Source organism: Alkalicoccus luteus, assembly GCF_012034335.1.
Taxonomy (GTDB): Bacteria; Bacillota; Bacilli; order Bacillales; family Salisediminibacteriaceae; genus Alkalicoccus; species Alkalicoccus luteus_A.
This window is the reverse complement of the sequence record NZ_JAATHJ010000003.1, coordinates 106,588-125,810: the sequence shown is the minus strand read 5'-3', so window position 1 is coordinate 125,810 and position 19,223 is coordinate 106,588. Positions and strand designations below refer to the sequence as shown.

The following is a 19,223-nucleotide window of genomic DNA, read 5'->3' as shown; positions in this document are numbered from 1 at the left end:
CAGGCACCTTCGTTAACAGGATTCGTTGGTTTTCGCCTGTTGCGTACGTTATACTATCAGAAGCAGCCGTGCAGGGGGATGATTGTATGAGTGACTGGACTATTCTGCTCCTATTGATCATGATCGGGTCAATTGTGGGAGGAGGTACAAATATCATAGCGATCCGTATGCTGTTCAGGCCCTATCGTCCATGGTTTATCGGATCATTTCAAATTCCGTTTACACCCGGGCTTATTCCAAAGCGGCGTGGGGAGATTGCCGATAATTTAGGAAAGCTCGTAGAAGATCACCTTGTCACACCGGAAGGGATGCAGGAAAAACTTCGGGACGGAGTTCTGTTTGAAGAGGTGCAAAGCCGTCTTCAGGAAGGCGTTAAAGATCTGTTACAGGAAGAACGGACGCTTGATGAATGGATGGAAGAACATCTCGGTGTGAAAGATCAGCTGTTTTCACTGCGCAAATCCGTAGAGCGTGGTCTGGCAGACAGGCTGTACGTCATCATTCAGGAATACAGCCGCGAACCGTTTCAGGAATGGGTTCCTGAAACATGGAAAAAGCGCTGTGAATCATATTTTCCGCTTCTGGCAGATCAAATTATTGATAAAGGAACCGAATATGTTGCTTCACCTGAAGGCATTCAGCAACTTGACAGCATGCTGAAAACGTATCTGCGTTCCAGAGGAAGTGTGTCAACGATGTTCAGCAGGCTGGCCCAGCGTTTCTCGATGGGAGAGATTATCTCCCGGGAGCTCGTCCGCTTTTTACAGGATAAGCAGACGAAAAAACTGCTCGTCGATCTCATGCACCGTGAATGGAACACTATGTTGCAAACGTCAGCAGATGATTATATCAGCAATGATAAAATGGAAGGCTGGCTTACGAAACTGACGGAGTCAGCTGTAGGACGGGCCCCGGTAATCGGTGAATGGGGCGGGCCTATTTCAGGATGGAGTATGCGCTATGAGGAACTGCTTAATAAAACAGTGATTCCGTCTGTACTGGCATCTGCTTCAACGATCCTGTCGCGCTATATCAAATCTATTATGAAGCAGATCGGAATCAGGGAGCTGGTTACAAAGGAAGTGAATACGTTCCCGCTTTCCCGCCTGGAGGAGATGCTTTTAATCATCGCAAAGCGGGAGCTGAAAATGATCGCCGTGCTCGGGGGTTTAATTGGAGCCTTGGTAGGGCTGATTCAGGGCATCTTTATTCTGTTTATTTTCTGATAGGATGCATTCCACGTTCATTTATGTTACAGTCTAACGGAGCTTGAAAAGCACAGCGCAAAGGCGCTGAAAAACCAAGGAGGATTTTTCGAATGGCAGACCACTTTGAAAAGGCCAACGAGCTTGCAGAAGCGCTGCAGGCAAGTGAAGAATTTACAACACTGAAGCAGCTTCATGAAGATATCGAAAGCGATGAAGTAGCAAAGAAAATGCTGGACAATTTCCGCAGCGTTCAAATGGAACTTCAGCAGAAGCAAATGCAGGGAGAGCAAATCTCTGAGGAAGAAGTACAGCAGGCTCAAAAGCAGTTTGAGCTTGTACAGCAGCACGAGCAGATTATGAAGCTCATGGAAGAAGAGCAGCGCATGAGCCAGCTCGTTGGTGAGATCAACAAGATCATCACAAGCCCGCTGGAAGTTCTGTACGGTACAGAAGAGCAAAACGGATAATGAACGGAGCACCGGTTTCCCTTTGGGAGCCGGTGTTTTTGTATGCAGAAAAAGCACCAGCCCGGCACTTTCTCTGATGTGCAGAGGTCAAAAAAATCATTCCCGGCAATGGATTGTGGCTTACAGGGAATTCATTGTACGCGAGTCCTTACATCGTTATTTCCGATGTTTGCTTGGATTCACGAGGTTCTGTTTCAGCAGAATACACGTTCGTGGTACACTGGAAGCAGAAACCGCTGTTAAAAGCGGCAAACGGGAGGAAAAGCGAATGAACGAAGAAGAACTGATTGAAAAAGTACGAAAAGCGATGAAAGCACACGAAGACGGATCGCCTGATGTCTTTCTATATTCGTTATTCGATTTCTCATTTGATTACATAGAGGAAAAAGAAGAGGTGCATCTTGACGCTCCGGTTACAGAGCTGATGTTCAACCCAGTAGGTTTTATTCACGGGGGCATTATCACTTACATTGCAGATACGGCTCTCGGCCATCTATGTGCAGCGTTTAATGAGAGGCCTTCGGTGTCACTCGAACTGAAAACCCAGTTTCTGCGAACGTCGAGAAGCGGTTCTCTGCACGCAAAAGCTGCCTTTCTTAAGAAAGGCAGCGGGGTACAGTTTGCTGAATGCACGATCGAAGACGATCAAGGCGAAATTCTGAGCCGAACATCAGGAACGTTCTATACCATTAAAGAATAGATCTGTTTTACGGATGAAAATGAACGAGTCCGGCTGAAGAACGGACAAGTCTGCTCGGCACGTGCTCGAGATCTTCTTCTTTCAGCCTTGCCAGAGCAGCTTTGCCGGCTTCTTCATCGTTGTCGGCTTCAAGTGTTTCATTCAGAAGATGGTCTCCTTTTGTGCTGTAGGCGGTTAAATAATACGTCTTCATGCATCATCCTCCTGTCGGCCATCTGAGTGAAAGCCTTTTTTAATAGTTTACCACAAAATGAATGAGTATTCATTACTGATTTCCAGGAGGCTTACCTATGATTCGTTTTATACACTGCGCTGACCTGCATCTGGATCGGCCGGTAAGCATACCGGCAGCCGCCTCGGCTGACCAAAAAGCGATGCTCCAGAAGGCAGCCAGGACTTCTTTTAAAAACGCCTGCGAAACAGCCGCATCCGAGCACGTTGATTTTATGCTGATCAGCGGTGACTTATATCATTATGAAACGCGGTCACTCTCTGCGCAGCGCTATCTGCGTAATGAACTGGAAAAACTCGCACGACGTCGTATTCCAGTGTATGTGATTCACGGAAATCACGATCCGGTTATCAGCGGGAGTGCTGCCCTGCCGATGCCGGATAATGTACATGTTTTTTCTGAAGAAGGAGAAAGGCGGATGCTGCCGTCTGGTGATGAAACAGTGCACCTCTATGGCTTCAGCTATTCGGGCTCTGCTCATGCTGCGACACCTATGACAAAACTCGTAAAAGAGAATAAGGGGGGATTCCACATTGCACTGCTGCACGGTCAGGAGGCAGCCGGAGGGGCGCACGACTATGCTCCGTTTCAGCTGCGTGATCTGAAAGAAGCCGGTTTTGACTATTGGGCACTTGGTCATATCCATCAGCGCAGCAACCTCTCGGAAGATCCGCCGATACATTATCCGGGAAGCATGATTGGTGCAAGCCGTAAAGAGACTGGAGCAAAAGGTGTTTTAATGGTGGAGCTGGAAAAAGGACGAGTGCCATCTGTGCAGTTTATTGAGACGGCCCCGTTCAGGCGCGAACATGTAGTCATTGACTGTACCGGAATTGAAACGATGGACAAATTTGTTTCGGCCTGTTTTTCCGGACTAGAGCCGAATACGCTTTACATTATCACGCTGACTGGAATATTTTCGATTCATGGATATTCGGCTGGTGATCTTCATAGGATGCTGGCAGAGGAAGCGGAAGCTGCAGGCATTTTTCTGGACATCGTTAATGACCGTACAGAAGCAGAATCACAAACGCTGTCTGCTAAATTGCAGAATGAATTGAACGAAGCGATTGAAGAGACGAAAGCGGAAGGCCCTCTGCAACAGCTGACGAAACACCCTGTGATCTCACGTCACCTGCCGGACACCCTGCAGGAAGACGACACTTTCTGGCAAGACGTATGGCGTGAACTGACAGTCGGGGGAGGGGGATCCGATTGAACTTGACGCGTATTTATATCCGATCTTATTACAAATGGAAAGATCAGCTGTGGGAGCTCGATAAACGAACAATGTTCAGCGGTAAAAATGAGGCTGGTAAATCAACAATCCTCTCCTTTATCGAGGGGGTTCTGTTCGGGTTTAACGATCAGGAGATGACCGGAGCCTGCGGTTCGCTGCTTTTCGAAGGAAATGAGAATAGCTGGATGATTGAGCGGGATCAAAAGCGAACGATTCGCGGTGAATGCACTGTTTATCGGAACGGAGTGCTTTACAACGAAGAGCTGCTGCCTGATTTAAGCTTTCACATGTTCCGATCCTTATACAGACTGGATCTGGAGCAGCTGCAGGCTATGCAGAAAAAAGATTCACAAGAGGTCGGAAGCTTGCTTTATGATACGTCCTTCAGTGGTTTAAAGCGATTAATGGAGGAAGATAAAAAGCGCAGCAAAGAACGGTTAAAGCTTTTTAAACCGCGCGGCAGAAAAACGGAACTGAATGAAGCTGCAGCAAAGCTTGATCAGCTCCAACAGCAGATCAGAAAGGCTGAACAGGAGCTGGACACCTATGAACGACTGAAAGAAGAAAGCGCGCTGCTTGAACAGGAACGAACGAGCATCGCTTTGAGACGCCGCTCACTTGAATCGACCCGGCGGGATTATGAGGCGCTGGAAAAACTGCAGCCGATTAAAGATAGCTGGCTCCATTGGAAGGCGAAAGCGAAAGAATCTCCGCTGCTGCCGTCAGAAACGGTACACCATTACCGGGAAATGAAACAGCTGCACGCTGAACTTCAAGAAGAGAAACGGACTTTGCAACGTGACAGGAGACAGCCTGTTCCATTTGAAAAGGAAGCAGAGCTTGCCCGGCTGCGGACGCTAATGAGGACCTTTCCTGAACGGGCAGTCTGGGAAAATCAGCTGGAAGAAGCAGGGGCTTCGCTCGAACAGCTGCAGCAGGAACAGCTGGCGCTGGAGCGGGAAAATCCAGCTGATGCCCATCTTCAGCAGCTGCCAGCCGCAGACGTGCTTGCTGAACGAACAGCTTCACCAGTAAAAGGACCGTCGCAGATCGTCTGGTGGGTGACGACAGCAGCGCTTCTTATCATTGCTGCGACAGGATTTGCCGCAGCTGAACTCGTAACGGCATTCATGGCGTTGATCGCAGCAGTCGTCTCCGCAGCAGGGACGCTGATCGTGAAAAACAAGAACATTGAGATTGCAGACTCAGCGTATTCGCACCTTTCAGCATCTGAAAAAGAAAAGCTGCTCTCGTTAAAACAGCGTTATGATAAAGCAGCAGATGCAATCGTCTCTGTTGAAAAAGAGTACCGGATTGCCGCAAGTAAACTTGATGCACTCATGGAGAGTGCCGTTTCCTTTGCGGAAGACGCAGCATCACCGGCAGAAATGGAAGGAATGCTGCAGCTGAAGCTGGAACGTCTTGAACGCAGCAGCCTTTCGAGTGAAGAAGAAGAGCGTCGCTTTCAACATCAACAGGCGAAGCTGGAGGCGGTTGAATCCCGGATGGCTGCACTGGAAGCAGATATGGCTGGTTTAAGAGAACAGTCCGGTGAAGTTGACGATTCAGTATTTGAAGAGCTGTTGATGCGAGTTGAAGCAGGGCAGACCGCGGCAGAAGAGGCAGACCGCTGCTACAGGCGCATGCTCGATCTTATACCGGAAGAAGAGGAGCTTCTGAAGCTACTCCAGAAAACGCATGACGAAGAAGAGTACGAGAGTCTTATGCGCTCATTAAACGAGCTGGAAACAGAAGCTGTTCAGAACGAACGAAAGTCTGCTGAGACGACGCTGCTGATTAAACAGCTTGAAGAACAAGGCTCATATGAAGCATTAACCCAGCAGTATCATGAAGGTCAGGAAGCCTTAATAGCTGCTGCAAAAAAGTGGGCGGTGCTCGAAGCTTCAGGTGCTGCGGTTGAGAAGCTGGTAAAAAAGTACGAAGAGGAAAAGCTGCCGGCTGTCATGAAGCGTACCTCGGATCTGTTCAGGAGAATGACGAACGGACGCTATGTAGCGGTTTCTATGCCGGATAACGGAACGTTCTCGGCAGAAACATATTCGGGGGCCATCTTTTCGCCCGATCAGCTCAGCCGCGGTACGAGGGAGCTTTTGTATACGGCGCTGCGGTTGTCACTGACGGCAGAACGGGAGACGTTTCCTCTTATCATGGATGAACCGGTTGTGAATATGGATAAAGAGCGCAGGTCTGCTTTTTTCAAGGAGGCAGCTGCACACCCTTCTCAGCTGATTTTCTTTACCTGCCACAGACATATTGAGCAGGAGTGGCTGCAGACTGCAGGCGGACGAGTGCATGTCCTGGAGCGCTGATTTACTGAATTTCGTGTAAAATACCCATCGGATTTTCAAAATGACGCGTAGTATATTAAAATAGATGAAACTACTGTCATTATGATCACCCGCGGCTGAACAAATATATGAAAAGCGAGCCGTTGATGAAGGAGGAAATTGTATGAGCCAGTTTACCGTTAATTTAGTAGAAGACGAAGAAAATCTTGGGAAAGTAATCAAAGCATACATGGAAAAGGAAGGATGGGAGGTTCAGCACTTTACGGACGGAAAAGACGCGTCCGAACATATCTCAACCCCTCCGCATCTGTGGATTCTTGATATTATGCTTCCCGGCATGGATGGCTATCAGTTGTTAAAATCGATTAAGGCAGAGGCGGATACGCCTGTGATTTTCATTTCTGCACGTGATAAAGATCTCGATCGCGTACTCGGCCTGGAGCTCGGCAGTGATGATTATCTGGCGAAGCCGTTTCTTCCAGAAGAGCTGGTAATCCGGGCGAAAAAAATGCTCTCCCGTGTATACCCTCCAAATGAAGCGGATAAAGATAAAATTGAGCTGAACGGCTATACGATTGATCCAACGTCACGCACTGTGCATGATGGCGACGCTCATATTGAGCTTACTACAAAAGAAATGGACCTCGTTATTTTGCTGACTTCTCACATTGGAGACGCTCTGTCGAGGGAAACGATTATTGAATACGTATGGGGAACCGACTATTTTGGGTCGGAACGGGCAGTGGATGACGTAGTAAGACGTGTCCGCAAAAAGCTTCCACGCATACATCTTGAAACACTTTACGGATACGGGTACCGGGTTCTCTCATCATGATTCGTTTGAACCTGACCCAGCGGATCTGGTTTTCGTTTATTTCCATTTTGCTGCTGGTCGCTTTGATGATCGGTGTTATTTATCCAATTTCATTAAAAAGTGCTCTGACTGAAGAAACGTACCGCATTATTGAACAGGAACAAATGCGGTACGCAAATCCGGGCGGAGAGCACGTTGTGCCTCCGCAGACAGAAATGGACTTTATCGAACAGCGTGAAGCAGCCCGCTCTGTGTTTCATTTTTTCCTAATGAACCAGCTCGCAACACTGGAGGGAGAAGGGGAGCCGGTGCCGGATGAGGCCCTTCAGGAAATGGGAGCGAGAGCCCAGGAGCAAATGACGAGGCGCGGCAGATATGAGCTCACCTACAATGGTGCCACGCTTTTTTATGTTGTCTACAAGGTGTATACAACGAATGGGGAAGCGTATCACATATCCTATATGTGGGATACGTACCGCGACCAGATGGTAGACCGGCTCTGGGGTCAGCTGAGCTATATCATGCTGTTTGCAGGCTTGATGAGTCTCGTGCCCGCCTTCTGGCTGAAACATTACTTAAGGCAGCCGCTTACGAGCCTTGGAAATCATTTTGAGCAAATTGCCGAACGGAACTGGAAAGAACCGTTTTACTGGGATGGCGACGAAGATTTTGAAAAGCTCTCCAATCAGTTTGAAAAGATGAGGCAGAACCTGATCAGGTATGATTCGGCTCAAAAAACCTTTATGCAGCATGCCTCTCACGAACTGAAAACACCAATTATGATCGTCAAAAGCTATGCTCAGTCGGTAAAAGATGGTGTAACGCCCAAAGAAGATGTTGATCAGACGATGGATGTTATCATTGAAGAGTCGAACCGTATGGAAAAGCGCGTGAAGGATATGCTTTATTACACAAAGCTCGATTCTTTGAAAGAAGCGCCGATGGAAAAAACAGAATTTCCATTCGGATCGATTGCTTATAAGGTAGAGCAGCGATTCCGGATGACGCGCGAGGATGTATCGATATCTGTAGCAGGAGACCATATTATGTTTGAAGCTGATAAAGATCAGCTGGGTGTGCTTTTAGAAAACCTCGTCGAAAATGCCCTGCGCTACGCGGTGGATTCGATTGAGCTGAAGGCAGAAGCATCCGGTGATGAAAAACGGATTCACGTACACAACAACGGAGAGTCGATACCGGACGATGAGCTGAAGCATCTGTTCACTCCATTCCGAAAAGGGAATAAGGGACAGTTCGGACTGGGACTGGCTATCGTAAAAAGCATCGCAGAACTGCATGGCGGTCAGGCAGAAGTGACAAATGAAGGTGATGGCGTCACATTTACCGTTCGCTTCCCTGACCAGCCGGTTTTGAGAGAAGGAATCGAAGCATCAAATGGATAAGGTTCATACACTATTTGGAACAGGAGCTGTCTTTTGACAGTTCCTGTTCCGGTTTTAGTGGATTTTCCCTTCGTGCGTTGTGACGAACGTGTGTGCTATACTGGAAGAAATGGAATGATAAAGGGGCGTTTCGACATTGAAAAAAGGCATTGGCTACTATCAAATAGGAGAAACGGTTGAACTGGCGCTGCTGATCAAGCAGGCGAAAAAAGGAATAGCCAGCAATGGGAAGCCATTTTTGTCTTTAATGATGACCGATAAGACGGGTGATATTGAAGCAAAAATGTGGGGTGTGAAGCCGGAGGATGAGTCCGTTTACCGGACCGGAACCGTGATTTATGTACAGGGAGATGTTCAGGATTACCGGGGAATGCGCCAGCTGCGCTTAAAGTCTGTCCGGCCGGCGCACGATAAACGGGCTGAGGATTATATGCAGAGTGCTCCGATGAGCGTAGACGCGATGCTGGAGAAAGTGAATGAGTATTTATTTGCAATGGACAATCCTAAAATTCAGCGGCTGACCAGACATCTGCTGAAAAAGCATCAGGAGGCCTTTCTCACCTCACCGGCAGCTGTAAAAAATCATCATGAATATTCATCGGGGTTAATCTATCACGTCGTCTCTATGCTTGAACTGGGACGTTCCTTCGCTGAACTTTACCCGTCGCTGAATAAGGATTTACTTTATGGGGGCATTATCCTTCATGATCTTGCGAAAGTGAACGAGCTGACTGGACCGCTGGGCACGCAGTATACGCTGGAAGGAAAACTGCTTGGACATATTTCCATGATGCACGTGGAGATCGAAACAGCAGCCGCCGAGCTGCAGATTGAAGGAGAAGAAATTCTTCTGCTTAAACATATGATCCTGTCTCATCACGGTAAAGGGGAGTGGGGGAGTCCAAAGCCTCCAATGACGAGAGAGGCAGAAATGCTCCATATGATTGATAATATTGATGCACGGATGGCGATGATGGACCGTGCGCTCGAACGCACGGCACCGGGCGAATTTTCGGAGCGGATCTTTGCGATGGAGCAGCGGACCTTTTACAACCCTAATTTGTAGCATCATTTAACATTCATACTGCTCCCGTTCATGCGTGTTAATGGACTTGTCCTTGATGAATCAATACTGACTGAACTTCATCTCATAGATGAAGCTGCCTGATGTTTATTAAAAGCAGATTTGTTACATGAGCAGCATGACTGAACAGAGGTGGTTTTTTTAAAAGCGCCGCTTTAACGGAAGCTTGCGTATCTATTAGTGAGTTAAATCCTAAAATTAAAGGCTGTACGAGAAAGCAGAATGCTTTTCGTACAGCCTTTTATCATAGACTAAATCGTTAAGTATAAGAATTGTTAAGCGTTTGCTTCTTTATCTTCTGAGAAGATGCGATCAGTCATTTCCTGTTCAAAACGATTGGACAGACACTCCTGCATAACTTCCCGTTCAAACAGCCGGAAGCATTCCGATTGCTTCCACTCTTCAACAGTGAGCGTGCGGCAGTCTTCAAAGACGTCCTTCCAGTTGACCAGCAGAAACGATTCGACCCGCTCATGAACAACCGGGAAATAGACGAGAGGGCTTTGCTCAACGCTCTCTTCCATTTGTTCCAGCACGGTTTCCACAAGTATCTGATGAATTTCGCCATAGTTGAGTTCGTGCAGTCTGACAGGGGTCATTCGAAAACCTCCATATAAAAAGTATTGGTATAGTTTCTGTACCCTGTTTACATTCAGACAAACCCATTTTATGGTTGTTCATTTAAAATGGACTGGAAGTCCTCATCCAGAATCGTGACGTCAGCCTCATCCATGATTGTTTCCTGAATCCGGTTTACCTGATACTGATAACGGTCGCTGAGGCTCTGCTGCAGCTGCTCCCGGACATCGTCAAACGGTTCTTCAAAAGGGACACGGTCCGTTACTTCAATAATGTGATAGCCAAACTGGCTTTGAACCGGTTCACTGTATTCTTCATCTTCAAGGGTGAAAGCAGCTGCTTCAAAGGGCGGGGTCATCGTTCCTCTTCCAAACGTACCGAGGTCGCCCCCCTCACTGCTCGATCCGGGATCCTGAGAGTACGTTTCAGCAAGCTCAGCAAACGATTCGCCATCTTCCAGACGGGCAAGCACGTCTTCAGCTGTTTCACTGTCACCAGTTAATATATGCCGGGCTGTCAGTTCTGCGCCTCGATCATACTCCTCCTGAAGCTCTTCTTCGCTAAACTCCCCGTCGTGGCCGGTTATTTCCTGCATGACCAAGTGCTGGAGAACACGCTTGCGAAGCTCTGTTTCTGATTGAATGCCCTGCATTTCCATCATTCCGTAGAATTCCTCTTCCTCTTCAATGCCCATTGTATCCATTAAGTAAGAGATTTCAGCCTGAACATCTTCTTCTGCAATGCCGAGTTCCTCTGCTTCATTCTCGAATACTTTTTCTTGTATCAGCACTTGGAGTACAGTTTCACCGTATTGCTCGCGAAGCGCCTCATGAAACGTCTGTTCATCAATCGGTTCGCCATTCACTTCTGCGACTAAAGCCGGTTCAGCCTCCTCTTCGCTGGCCTTTTCCTCACTTAAGTCCTCAGCTGATTCGTTATCGACCGTTTCTTCCGGATCGTTTTGATTCTGATCAGGTTCAGTCGAGTTGGATTCCGGCTCAGAACAGGCAGCCAGCAAAAGGATTCCGATCAGGAGAATCGTTCTCATTCAGGTCACTCCTTTACATTTTCTGTCATCATCGTAGCATAATCCTGTCAGCTCGGGAACTGGTTCCGTGAACAGGCTGGCTAAGGCATAAGCTATTAAAAATGCCGCTGGTCCCATGAAAAGACCGGCGGCACAATCCGAGCAGAGCTATACCAGATAGATACGAACGAAAGACGTCGTAATCAGGATGGTGATCAGCACATTTACAGTTCGGAAAATTTTAGGCTGTTTTTCGTCAGGAATTTCTTTTGTAACACATAGCGTATTGGTCATCGTATTAATGACGAACAAATAAAAGAGTGCAAACAAGATATAAGGAATATACATATACAAGCCTCCTGGACTGTCCGGTTAAACCGGCGCCTGTAAATCAACGTTACGTTTTTGCTGTACAGGGAATAGGATAAAGACACTATTAGTGTACCAGAGATACGGCTTAATTGAAATGAACAGTGACGTCAGGGGGAGAAAAATGAACCGATGGAAAATTGCTTTTAATGTGCTGCTAGCGGCAGTATTAATTATGACAGTGGGCGGCTGGCTCTGGCTTAATCATATTTTAACTGCAGAGCCTGAAGAGACCTTCAGCGTACCGGACAGGGAAATTGCTGAATCGCCTTCTCTTACGGTTACTACGACAAGAGAAGATGCAAACAGCTGGCTTCAGCGCGAACTGGATGAAGAAGAAACGGAAGAATTTGATCTGTATTTAGAGGATGCCGTATATTTCACCTCTGAATTCAGTCTCTTTGGAATTAATATTCCGGTTGAAGTTCAGTTTCAGCCTGAGGTCGACGAAAATGGAAACATCTGGCTTTATGAAGATGGCTTTCGAGCGGGCGGAGTTGATTTGCCGGCGGCTCAGGTGTTTCAGCTGATAGGTGATTCACTTGATTTGCCGGAATGGATCGAGCCGGTTCCGGAAGAAGCTGCGCTTTACATGGATTTTGCACAGCTCGACACCGGCGATACATCCATTTATGCGGAAGCTATTGATTTACCTAATGACGAGCTCCGTTTCCGTATTACGCCTTCAGATTAGCAGCTGTTCGAAATGTCAGGGAGACGCGCAGTGGCAGAAAAGCCAGTCAATGACGGATCGCCGTCATTGACTGGCTTATGTTTACTCGGTAGCGGTTGACTCCACTTCACGGATCGGCTGGACGATATGAAATCCCGAACGATTGTCTTCAATTAAACATTCTTTTGGAGCAGAAAACATTTGACGAGCTGTAAAAAAATCATACGTGCACAGACCGAAATGAAATGCAGAAACGATGGCGATCACATGTGTGTATGCTGGCAGCAGGGCCGCTGCTGTAAGCGCAAACAGGGTTATCACTACCGCCGGAAACAACGTCGAGACAAGGCTGAGTGTTCTTGAGACCGGCTCTTTTACGGAGTAAAACAGAAATGGCCACTGAGAACGACGGAACCCGAATACTGCTCTTTTGCCGGCAGCCCATACAGGCAGGCAGTGTAAAAATAAGTGCAGCGGTAAAATTAAGAGGAGCAGAACAACTGTATACACAAAGCCGGCCTCCTGAAGGGCAGCCTGACTTCCAAACGTTTGAAACATCGTATAAAACACGAGGAAAAATAATAACATCACTAAAATAGACAGCACCCACATGCGGGATTGACCGATCTCTTTAGCAAGGGACACAGTTTTGATGCAATTCACTGTGCACACCTCCTTTTCACGAATAACTCACGGCAATACTTAGCTAATGTACTCCCGCAGAAAGGAAAAATCAATACCTTTCCGAAAAAAAACCCGGAAACTTTATTTTCCGGGAAGTTCTTCGAGAAGATCCGTGTTGTTTCTGGTGCGTGTTTTCGGAGCCGGAACGAGTCGTCCATCTTCTTCATTGAAATCTTCTTCAAATTTCGACATGGATTTTTCAAATATCTGAATGAAATCTGGTCCGTAAACGTGTTTTACAATGCTGATTAATTCGGAAAATTCGGGGAACTTTCCGTACAGCTGTTTAATCGGCAGCGAGCCGGTATACACACTGTACGTATCAGGATTGTAGCTCTCAAACGTTTCTTTAAGCAGTTCTTCCCCTTTTTCCGTCAAATAGACATACGTATTCCGTTTGTCGTTCGCCCGCTTAGAAAACGTGAGCAGGCCACGTTCCTCCAGCTTTTTGGAAAAGTTAAAGGCTGTAGAAACGTGCATGACGCCGAATTTGGCTATATCGGAAATAGACGCACCTTCTAAGTGATAAGCGATCCATAAAATATGATGTTCGTTGATGTTCAGATCAAATGGTTTTATCCACGCCTGCCAGTCCTTTTCAATGGATTTCCAAAGCGCTTTGCTCAGCTGGGCAATTTTGTGACTGAACATAATCGACTGTTTCATCGACTGGTTTGGATCCTGCTCCATAAACAACTCCTCCTCTGCTGGATACATAATCATAGAAGCCCCGGCCAGCCGGGGCAACCGGACTGGAAACAGGTTCGTTTCAAATTGAGAAACAATTACTTTACTGAGAAAATGTTATTCATATAATAACACAGGAAAAGAGTGGGGCTCAATATCATTTCTGTATTTTCTGAAAATTTTCAAGGCTTTACGACCGTTCTCCCTTGAAAGAGAACGGTCGCAGCATCCTGGATAAAGAACATTTAAATACCGTGGCATCATTTTCATCAGATACTATTTTAAAAAACAGGATAGGCTTATGAGCGTGATCGGAAATCTTCCATAAAGCTGCATAGTGCTTCGACATGTTCAGGCGGAACCGCGTTGTAAATCGAAGCACGGCATCCACCGACACTGCGGTGGCCGTTTAAACCCATAAACCCTTTATCAGCCGCTTCATCGAGAAACTGCTTCTCCAGTCGCTCATTTTCAAGCCTGAACGTAACGTTCATACTGGAGCGCGAGTGTGTATCGGCGTGCCCTCGAAAGAAACCGTCGGAGTTGTCAATAAGCCTGTACAGCATGTCAGATTTCGCTTTAGCGCGCTGCTCCATGCCGTCAATACCGCCATTTTCAAGAATCCAGTCTGTCACAAGTTTCGTTATGTAGATGGCACCTGTAGGCGGAGTATGATAAAGCGACTGTTTATCAGCATGCACCGGGTAGGAAGTGGAAGGAGGGCCGTCCTCAGCTTTTGCTAAAAGATCTTTGGAAATAATAACGATCGTCACTCCTGCTATTCCTGCATTTTTCTGAGCGCCGGCGTAAGCAAGATCGACATTAGTCCAGTCGATGCGCCGGCTGAGAATATCACTCGACATATCAGCGAAAACCGGAATTTCAGTTGTGTTGACCGGAATGTCCTGCCATTGCGTCCCGAATATCGTGTTATTAGTCGTGAGATGGATATATGCGCTGTTGTCCGGTGCCTGGCTGTAATCGGTATCCGGTATGTGAGCATAGTTGGCCTCTTTGGAGCTGGAAAGGATGGACGTGTCACCAAAGTACGCCGCTTCTTTTTCCGCTTTTTCAGACCAGGAACCGCTGAGCACATAAGTACCGGTCTGGCCTTTACGCAGAAAGTTTCGCGGTGCCATCGAAAACTGCAGCGTCGCTCCGCCCTGCAGAAACAGGATTTCCATATGATCCGGTACGTCCAAAATTTGCCGGATCTGCTCCATTGCCTGAAAGTGAATGGACTCATACAGCTTGCTTCGATGGCTTAATTCCATCACTGCCGCTCCACTTTGTTCAAAGTTGAACATTTCATCCCGTGCGCGAATGAGAACCGGCTCCGGAACTGGTCCCGGTCCTGCATTAAAATTGTAAGCTCGTTTCATACGTATTCATCCTCCTGGCATTATGAATCAAAGCCGGCCGGAGTATTGCAGCTCCGGCCGCTCTGTCAGTTGATTGCGCTTGCGATATCCTGCGCCATTTTCTGAAGCGTTTCGGTATCGTAATCACTGCTGTGTTCTTCCCAGATTGCTTTGAATCCGTCTTGAGCTCCGTAGCGGGGGATCAGATGCAGGTGATAATGAAACACCGACTGGCCGGCGGGCTCTTTATTGTTATTCAATACATTCAGGCCTTCCGGCTGAAACGTATCGTTAATAGCAGTTGCTACGGCCGGCACTGCTTTGAAAAGTTCCGCCGCCGTTTCCTCATTTAGCTCGAACACATCCTTTTCGTGACTCTTCGGGATAATGAGCGTATGTCCCTTCGTCACCTGACTGATATCAAGGAATGCATAGACGTGTTCATTCTCATACACTTTCGCAGAAGGAATCTCTCCGCTGATAATTTTGCAGAAAATACAAGATTCATCCGTCATCGGTATACACCTCTTTTTTTTGTAGTAGTAGGAATATTCATATAATAAAAAACAGCTTATCATATTTTCTTACAGGCTGCGAGTTTCGAAGGAGGATTCTTTTCAACAGCCTGTTGATCGGCTAAGATGATGAAAGAGGAGGAATGCCAGGTGAGCAATCAATTGCTTAACGTATCAGATGTGACAGGCGGCTACAGCAGAACAAGACCTGTGCTGCACGATCTGGATATGACAGTAAACAGAGGAGAAATCGTTGGCCTGATCGGACTGAATGGAGCTGGTAAAAGCACCACGATCAAGCACATTCTAGGACTGCTGCAGCCGCACAAAGGAGCGATAACAGTGGGTGGCAGCACACTTGCAAACGATCCGGATGCCTATCGTTCGCGAATTGCGTACATACCTGAAACACCCATTTTATATGAGGAGCTGACGCTCTGGGAGCATCTTGAGGTAACTGCCATGGCTTACGGCATTGAGGAGGCGGTATTTCAGGAGCGTGCGGAAAAACTGCTGAAGCAATTCCGGATGAAGAAGATGAGAAACTGGTTTCCGGATCATTTTTCAAAAGGAATGCGTCAGAAAGTGATGATCATGAGTGCTTTTCTGCTGAGACCGGACTTGTATATCGCAGACGAACCATTCGTCGGACTTGATCCAGTCGGAATTAAATCGTTTCTTGAAACGATGGAGCAGATGAAATCGGACGGCTGCGGAATACTGATGTCCACGCATATTCTTGCCACAGCTGAACGTTACTGTGACCGCTTCGTGTTCCTCGATGAGGGAAGAGTGATTATGAAAGGGACGCTGGATGAACTACGGGAACAAGCCGGTATGCCGGAAGCGGCTCTGGATGACATTTATGCAGCAGAGGCAGGAACTAACGATGCATAATGATCCGATGGAGCTGTGGCATGTCCGCCGCCGAGATTACTGGATACTGGCAATGAAATACCTCAGGCTGATCGGCAACAGCGGTTTTGTATTTACACTTTATATTCTGATGCTGTTTGGCTCCTACTACTACGGGCCGTTTTTGGAATGGCTTCCCGAAACCTTTCCGGCAGCGCTTTTCTTTGCAGGGGTATTCACTCTGATGGCGGTAAGAGGACGGGTCCGTACTTTCCTTAAGCCTGCTGATCTCGTATTTATTCTGCCGATGGAAAAGCGGCTGAATGCTTATTTCAGAGCCTCTTATATCTATAGTTTTGCAATGGAAATTTTCTGGATGATGACGCTTTTGTTTTTACTTACACCGCTTTTTCTCGACCGGATTGCTTTCGGATGGGAACCGTTTCTCTGGACGGTCGGCGTACTTGCTGCAGCAAAGGCATGGAATCTTGCATTTTCATTTGAAGAACAGAAACTGCAGGACGTTCGGTTTTATCGTGCAGGAGTTGTTGTCCGGGCTTCGGCGACATTTGCACTGCTGTATGCTGCTTTTGCAGGATATACGGCAGCGGTTTTCGTGTCCCTCGCTGTGCTGCTTGTTTTGTATGTCATACTAAGAAATCGCACAGGGCTGTTAAATTGGGAAAGAGTAATCCGGCTTGAAGAAAACATGGTGCGCACCTTTTTCCGAATGGCGGATAACTTTACAGATGTTCCACAGCTCAGGAAGGATGTTAAAGAACGGAAGCTGCTCTCTTATCTCCTGCGAAACATTTCGTACGGCAAACAGTTTACCTATCGCTATTTGCTAGGCAGAGCGCTCATCCGTTCAGGCGATTACAGTGGCATCTGGATCAGGCTGACTGCTGTAGGCGTGGTGTTTATCTTAGCTGTGCACATCACTTGGGGAGTCTGGCTCGTAGCTGCTTTATTCAGCTATATGACAGTTCGGCAGCTGGAAACGATGACATATCATTTTGATACGAATCAAATGCTGCCGCTCTATCCGATTGATCATAAAGATCGATATCACGCAGCAGGATGGTGGATAATGCGAGCCGGGGGGATGCAGGCTGTTGTATTCGGTCTGGCGGCTCTTCCGGATGCTGCAGCAGCGCTGCCGGCTTTCGCAGCTGCTGCGGCTGTCTCTGTATACTCAGCACGAGTCCGTTTAAAAAAACAGGCCGATGCAGCCTGATAATGCCAGTAAAAGAGCCGCTGATCATTGTGATCAGCGGCTTTTGCTTAATGCAGGTCTATGCACTTTCATCTTCTTCATCATACAGTTCATAAAGCTGGCCGAACTCGTAAAGCACAAGTCCGGTGAGCACTTCTGCTGCATGGAGCATGGCGCGCTCATCGATATCAAATTTAGGATGATGATGCGGATAGGCGGTTTCCCAATTCGGATTTTTTGCACCTGTAAAGAAAAACGCTCCTTTTACTTCCTGGAGGTAGTAGGCGAAATCTTCTCCGCCCATTTGTGGAACACATTCATTTACTAGCTGCGTCTGAGAGGCCAGTTCTGCTGTTTCGGCAATGACTTCCGCCTGCTCCTCGTGGTTAACGACTGCCGGATACCCTCGCTCATAGACGGCGCTTACTTCGGCGCCGTGATGCTTACCGGTACCTTCGGCAATTCCTTTTATCCGCTCTTCCAGAATATCGCGGACTCCTTCATCAAAGCTTCTGGCTGTACCGATAATTTTTGCTCTGTCGGCGATAACATTGTAGGCGTTTTTAGATTCGAAATGGCCGACGCTGACAACAGCACTTTCCATCGGATCCACATAGCGGCTGACGATATGCTGAAGAGACTGTATGATCTGCGAGCCGATTAAAATCGCGTCCTTTGTTAAATGCGGCTGGGCACCGTGTCCGCCTTTTCCCTGTACATCAATCGTGAATTTATCGGCAGCTGCCATGAGCCGGTGCTTCGAGTAATCTATCGTGCCAAGCTCCAGGGTAGCCCACAGGTGTGTGCCGTATATAACGTCGACACCTTCCAGACACCCATCAGCAATCATTGCCTGGGCGCCGCCCGGTGCATATTCCTCTGCATGCTGGTGAATAAACACGATTGTGCCAGCCAGCTGCTGCTGCCACTTATTGAGTACTTTGGCGAGCACTAAAAGTTCAGCGGTATGCCCGTCGTGCCCGCAAGCGTGCATAGCACCATCGCGCTTGGAGCGGAACTCAAGTTCTGTTTCCTCGTGAATCGGAAGTGCGTCGAAGTCGGCACGCAGCGCCACCACGGGACCAGGCTTTCCTCCTTTAAGCACGGCTGTGACGCCGCGCTCCCCAACGCCTTCTTTTACTTCATGCCCCAGCTGTCGGTGATAGTCAGCGATGTAAGCAGGCGTTTCGACTTCCTGAAACGAAAGCTCCGGGTATTGATGCAAATGCCGTCGGATTTCCACCATTTCCTGGAAATGCTCCTTGAGCTGTTTTTGTATATCGTTGTACATCATTCAGCCTCCATTCCTATGTAGTGGTTCTATCATACGTTTTTCAACGGTAAATGAAAAGAATTGTCCGATTCTTTACCTATACACGGGATTATTTGAACATGCTTGTTTTGCAGGGCGGACCGGGCTGGATGATCGATTAGAAAGGACTTTTGCAGCGAATCAGAAGAAATAACCGGCTCCGGAAAACCGCTTTCGTTTCTAATTGGTGAATTGAACTGGAAAAAAGATATGAAGGAGCAGGTCTTTGTTCAAAGTCGCAAAAAAACAGCAGCCTCTAAAAAGGCTGCTGTTGTCAGAGTGTGGATAAAGTCATTTTAAGTGAATAACGTTGCATCTGCCTGTATCTGCGGACACTCGCTTTCCGGAGGGAACGGGCTCAGCTAACCGCTTCCTCCTGCTGCCGGAAGCGCTGGATCTTCGCCTCGTTCTGATCCTCCTGGAGTCGAGGTCCTCCGATGTCGGCAGCTGTCAGTGCGTTTCAAGTGCCTGGTTATGAATGCACGATC

General features: G+C 47.6%; 20 protein-coding genes. 11 read left to right on the top strand and 9 right to left on the bottom strand.

What is annotated here, in order from left to right; all coding sequences use genetic code 11:
* The first annotated feature begins 86 nt into the window (after window positions 1-86).
* The 3 genes from HCN83_RS03290 to HCN83_RS03280 all read left to right on the top strand — a co-directional run bounded on the left by HCN83_RS03290 (window position 87) and on the right by HCN83_RS03280 (window position 2,375).
* Window positions 87-1,226 carry a DUF445 domain-containing protein gene (locus tag HCN83_RS03290; RefSeq protein WP_168004893.1) on the top strand — a complete coding sequence of 380 codons (1,140 nt, stop codon included), beginning with the start codon at window positions 87-89 and terminating at the stop codon, window positions 1,224-1,226.
* Between the two features lie 92 nt (window positions 1,227-1,318).
* On the top strand, window positions 1,319-1,675 hold the full coding sequence (locus HCN83_RS03285) for a YlbF family regulator (RefSeq protein WP_168004892.1): 357 nt from the start codon (window positions 1,319-1,321) through the stop codon (window positions 1,673-1,675).
* Window positions 1,676-1,943: 268 nt separating this feature from the next.
* Window positions 1,944-2,375 (top strand): PaaI family thioesterase, encoded by a 432-nt coding sequence (locus tag HCN83_RS03280; RefSeq protein ID WP_168004891.1) that lies wholly within the window; start codon window positions 1,944-1,946, stop codon window positions 2,373-2,375.
* Between the two features lie 7 nt (window positions 2,376-2,382).
* On the opposite strand, the gene HCN83_RS03275 is transcribed toward HCN83_RS03280, so the two are convergent.
* Window positions 2,383-2,568, bottom strand: a complete 186-nt coding sequence (locus tag HCN83_RS03275; protein ID WP_168004890.1) for a YhzD family protein — start codon at window positions 2,566-2,568, stop codon at window positions 2,383-2,385.
* A gap of 97 nt (window positions 2,569-2,665) precedes the next feature.
* Between HCN83_RS03275 and HCN83_RS03270 the strand changes: the two genes are divergently transcribed.
* The 5 genes from HCN83_RS03270 (at window position 2,666) to yhaM (ending at window position 9,439) form a co-directional block, all read left to right on the top strand.
* Entirely contained in the window at window positions 2,666-3,826 is a 1,161-nt protein-coding gene (locus HCN83_RS03270; protein ID WP_168004889.1) for a metallophosphoesterase family protein, read from the top strand.
* Entirely contained in the window at window positions 3,823-6,177 is a 2,355-nt protein-coding gene (locus tag HCN83_RS03265) for an AAA family ATPase (RefSeq protein ID WP_168004888.1), read from the top strand. Before HCN83_RS03270 ends, HCN83_RS03265 begins: the two co-directional genes overlap by 4 nt.
* A 142-nt stretch (window positions 6,178-6,319) precedes the next feature.
* Entirely contained in the window at window positions 6,320-6,991 is a 672-nt protein-coding gene (locus tag HCN83_RS03260; protein ID WP_168004887.1) for a response regulator transcription factor, read from the top strand.
* Window positions 6,988-8,373, top strand: coding sequence for a sensor histidine kinase (locus tag HCN83_RS03255; RefSeq protein WP_168004886.1), 1,386 nt, complete (start codon window positions 6,988-6,990; stop codon window positions 8,371-8,373). Before HCN83_RS03260 ends, HCN83_RS03255 begins: the two co-directional genes overlap by 4 nt.
* 136 nt (window positions 8,374-8,509) lie before the next feature.
* A complete protein-coding gene (gene yhaM, locus HCN83_RS03250; protein WP_168004885.1) occupies window positions 8,510-9,439 on the top strand; it encodes a 3'-5' exoribonuclease YhaM in 930 nt (309 codons plus the stop codon).
* 293 nt (window positions 9,440-9,732) lie between these two features.
* Here yhaM and HCN83_RS03245 read toward each other — a convergent pair whose 3' ends face one another.
* The 3 genes from HCN83_RS03245 to HCN83_RS03235 all read right to left on the bottom strand — a co-directional run bounded on the left by HCN83_RS03245 (window position 9,733) and on the right by HCN83_RS03235 (window position 11,411).
* The gene (locus HCN83_RS03245; protein WP_168004884.1) at window positions 9,733-10,056 is read right to left on the bottom strand and encodes a hypothetical protein; all 324 of its coding nucleotides are present in this window, start codon (window positions 10,054-10,056) and stop codon (window positions 9,733-9,735) included.
* 68 nt (window positions 10,057-10,124) lie between these two features.
* The gene (locus HCN83_RS03240; RefSeq protein ID WP_168004883.1) at window positions 10,125-11,084 is read right to left on the bottom strand and encodes a peptidylprolyl isomerase; all 960 of its coding nucleotides are present in this window, start codon (window positions 11,082-11,084) and stop codon (window positions 10,125-10,127) included.
* A gap of 147 nt (window positions 11,085-11,231) precedes the next feature.
* Window positions 11,232-11,411, bottom strand: coding sequence for a hypothetical protein (locus HCN83_RS03235; protein WP_168004882.1), 180 nt, complete (start codon window positions 11,409-11,411; stop codon window positions 11,232-11,234).
* Between the two features lie 145 nt (window positions 11,412-11,556).
* Between HCN83_RS03235 and HCN83_RS03230 the strand changes: the two genes are divergently transcribed.
* On the top strand, window positions 11,557-12,126 hold the full coding sequence (locus HCN83_RS03230; RefSeq protein WP_168004881.1) for a YpmS family protein: 570 nt from the start codon (window positions 11,557-11,559) through the stop codon (window positions 12,124-12,126).
* 81 nt (window positions 12,127-12,207) lie between these two features.
* On the opposite strand, the gene HCN83_RS03225 is transcribed toward HCN83_RS03230, so the two are convergent.
* The 4 genes from HCN83_RS03225 to HCN83_RS03210 all read right to left on the bottom strand — a co-directional run bounded on the left by HCN83_RS03225 (window position 12,208) and on the right by HCN83_RS03210 (window position 15,352).
* Complete coding sequence (locus HCN83_RS03225) at window positions 12,208-12,768, bottom strand: metalloprotease family protein (protein WP_168004880.1); 561 nt, start codon at window positions 12,766-12,768, stop codon at window positions 12,208-12,210.
* 102 nt (window positions 12,769-12,870) lie between these two features.
* Complete coding sequence (locus HCN83_RS03220) at window positions 12,871-13,479, bottom strand: HTH-type transcriptional regulator Hpr (protein WP_168004879.1); 609 nt, start codon at window positions 13,477-13,479, stop codon at window positions 12,871-12,873.
* 296 nt (window positions 13,480-13,775) lie between these two features.
* Window positions 13,776-14,858 (bottom strand): 3-phosphoserine/phosphohydroxythreonine transaminase, encoded by a 1,083-nt coding sequence (gene serC, locus HCN83_RS03215; RefSeq protein WP_168004878.1) that lies wholly within the window; start codon window positions 14,856-14,858, stop codon window positions 13,776-13,778.
* 65 nt (window positions 14,859-14,923) lie between these two features.
* Entirely contained in the window at window positions 14,924-15,352 is a 429-nt protein-coding gene (locus HCN83_RS03210; RefSeq protein WP_168004877.1) for an HIT family protein, read from the bottom strand.
* 150 nt (window positions 15,353-15,502) lie between these two features.
* Between HCN83_RS03210 and HCN83_RS03205 the strand changes: the two genes are divergently transcribed.
* Both HCN83_RS03205 and HCN83_RS03200 read left to right on the top strand, forming a co-directional pair.
* Window positions 15,503-16,249 (top strand): ABC transporter ATP-binding protein, encoded by a 747-nt coding sequence (locus HCN83_RS03205; RefSeq protein WP_343033644.1) that lies wholly within the window; start codon window positions 15,503-15,505, stop codon window positions 16,247-16,249.
* On the top strand, window positions 16,218-17,444 hold the full coding sequence (locus tag HCN83_RS03200; RefSeq protein WP_168004875.1) for an ABC transporter permease: 1,227 nt from the start codon (window positions 16,218-16,220) through the stop codon (window positions 17,442-17,444). Before HCN83_RS03205 ends, HCN83_RS03200 begins: the two co-directional genes overlap by 32 nt.
* 58 nt (window positions 17,445-17,502) lie before the next feature.
* Here HCN83_RS03200 and HCN83_RS03195 read toward each other — a convergent pair whose 3' ends face one another.
* The gene (locus HCN83_RS03195; RefSeq protein ID WP_168004874.1) at window positions 17,503-18,714 is read right to left on the bottom strand and encodes a M20 family metallopeptidase; all 1,212 of its coding nucleotides are present in this window, start codon (window positions 18,712-18,714) and stop codon (window positions 17,503-17,505) included.
* Between the last annotated feature and the right edge of the window lie 509 nt (window positions 18,715-19,223).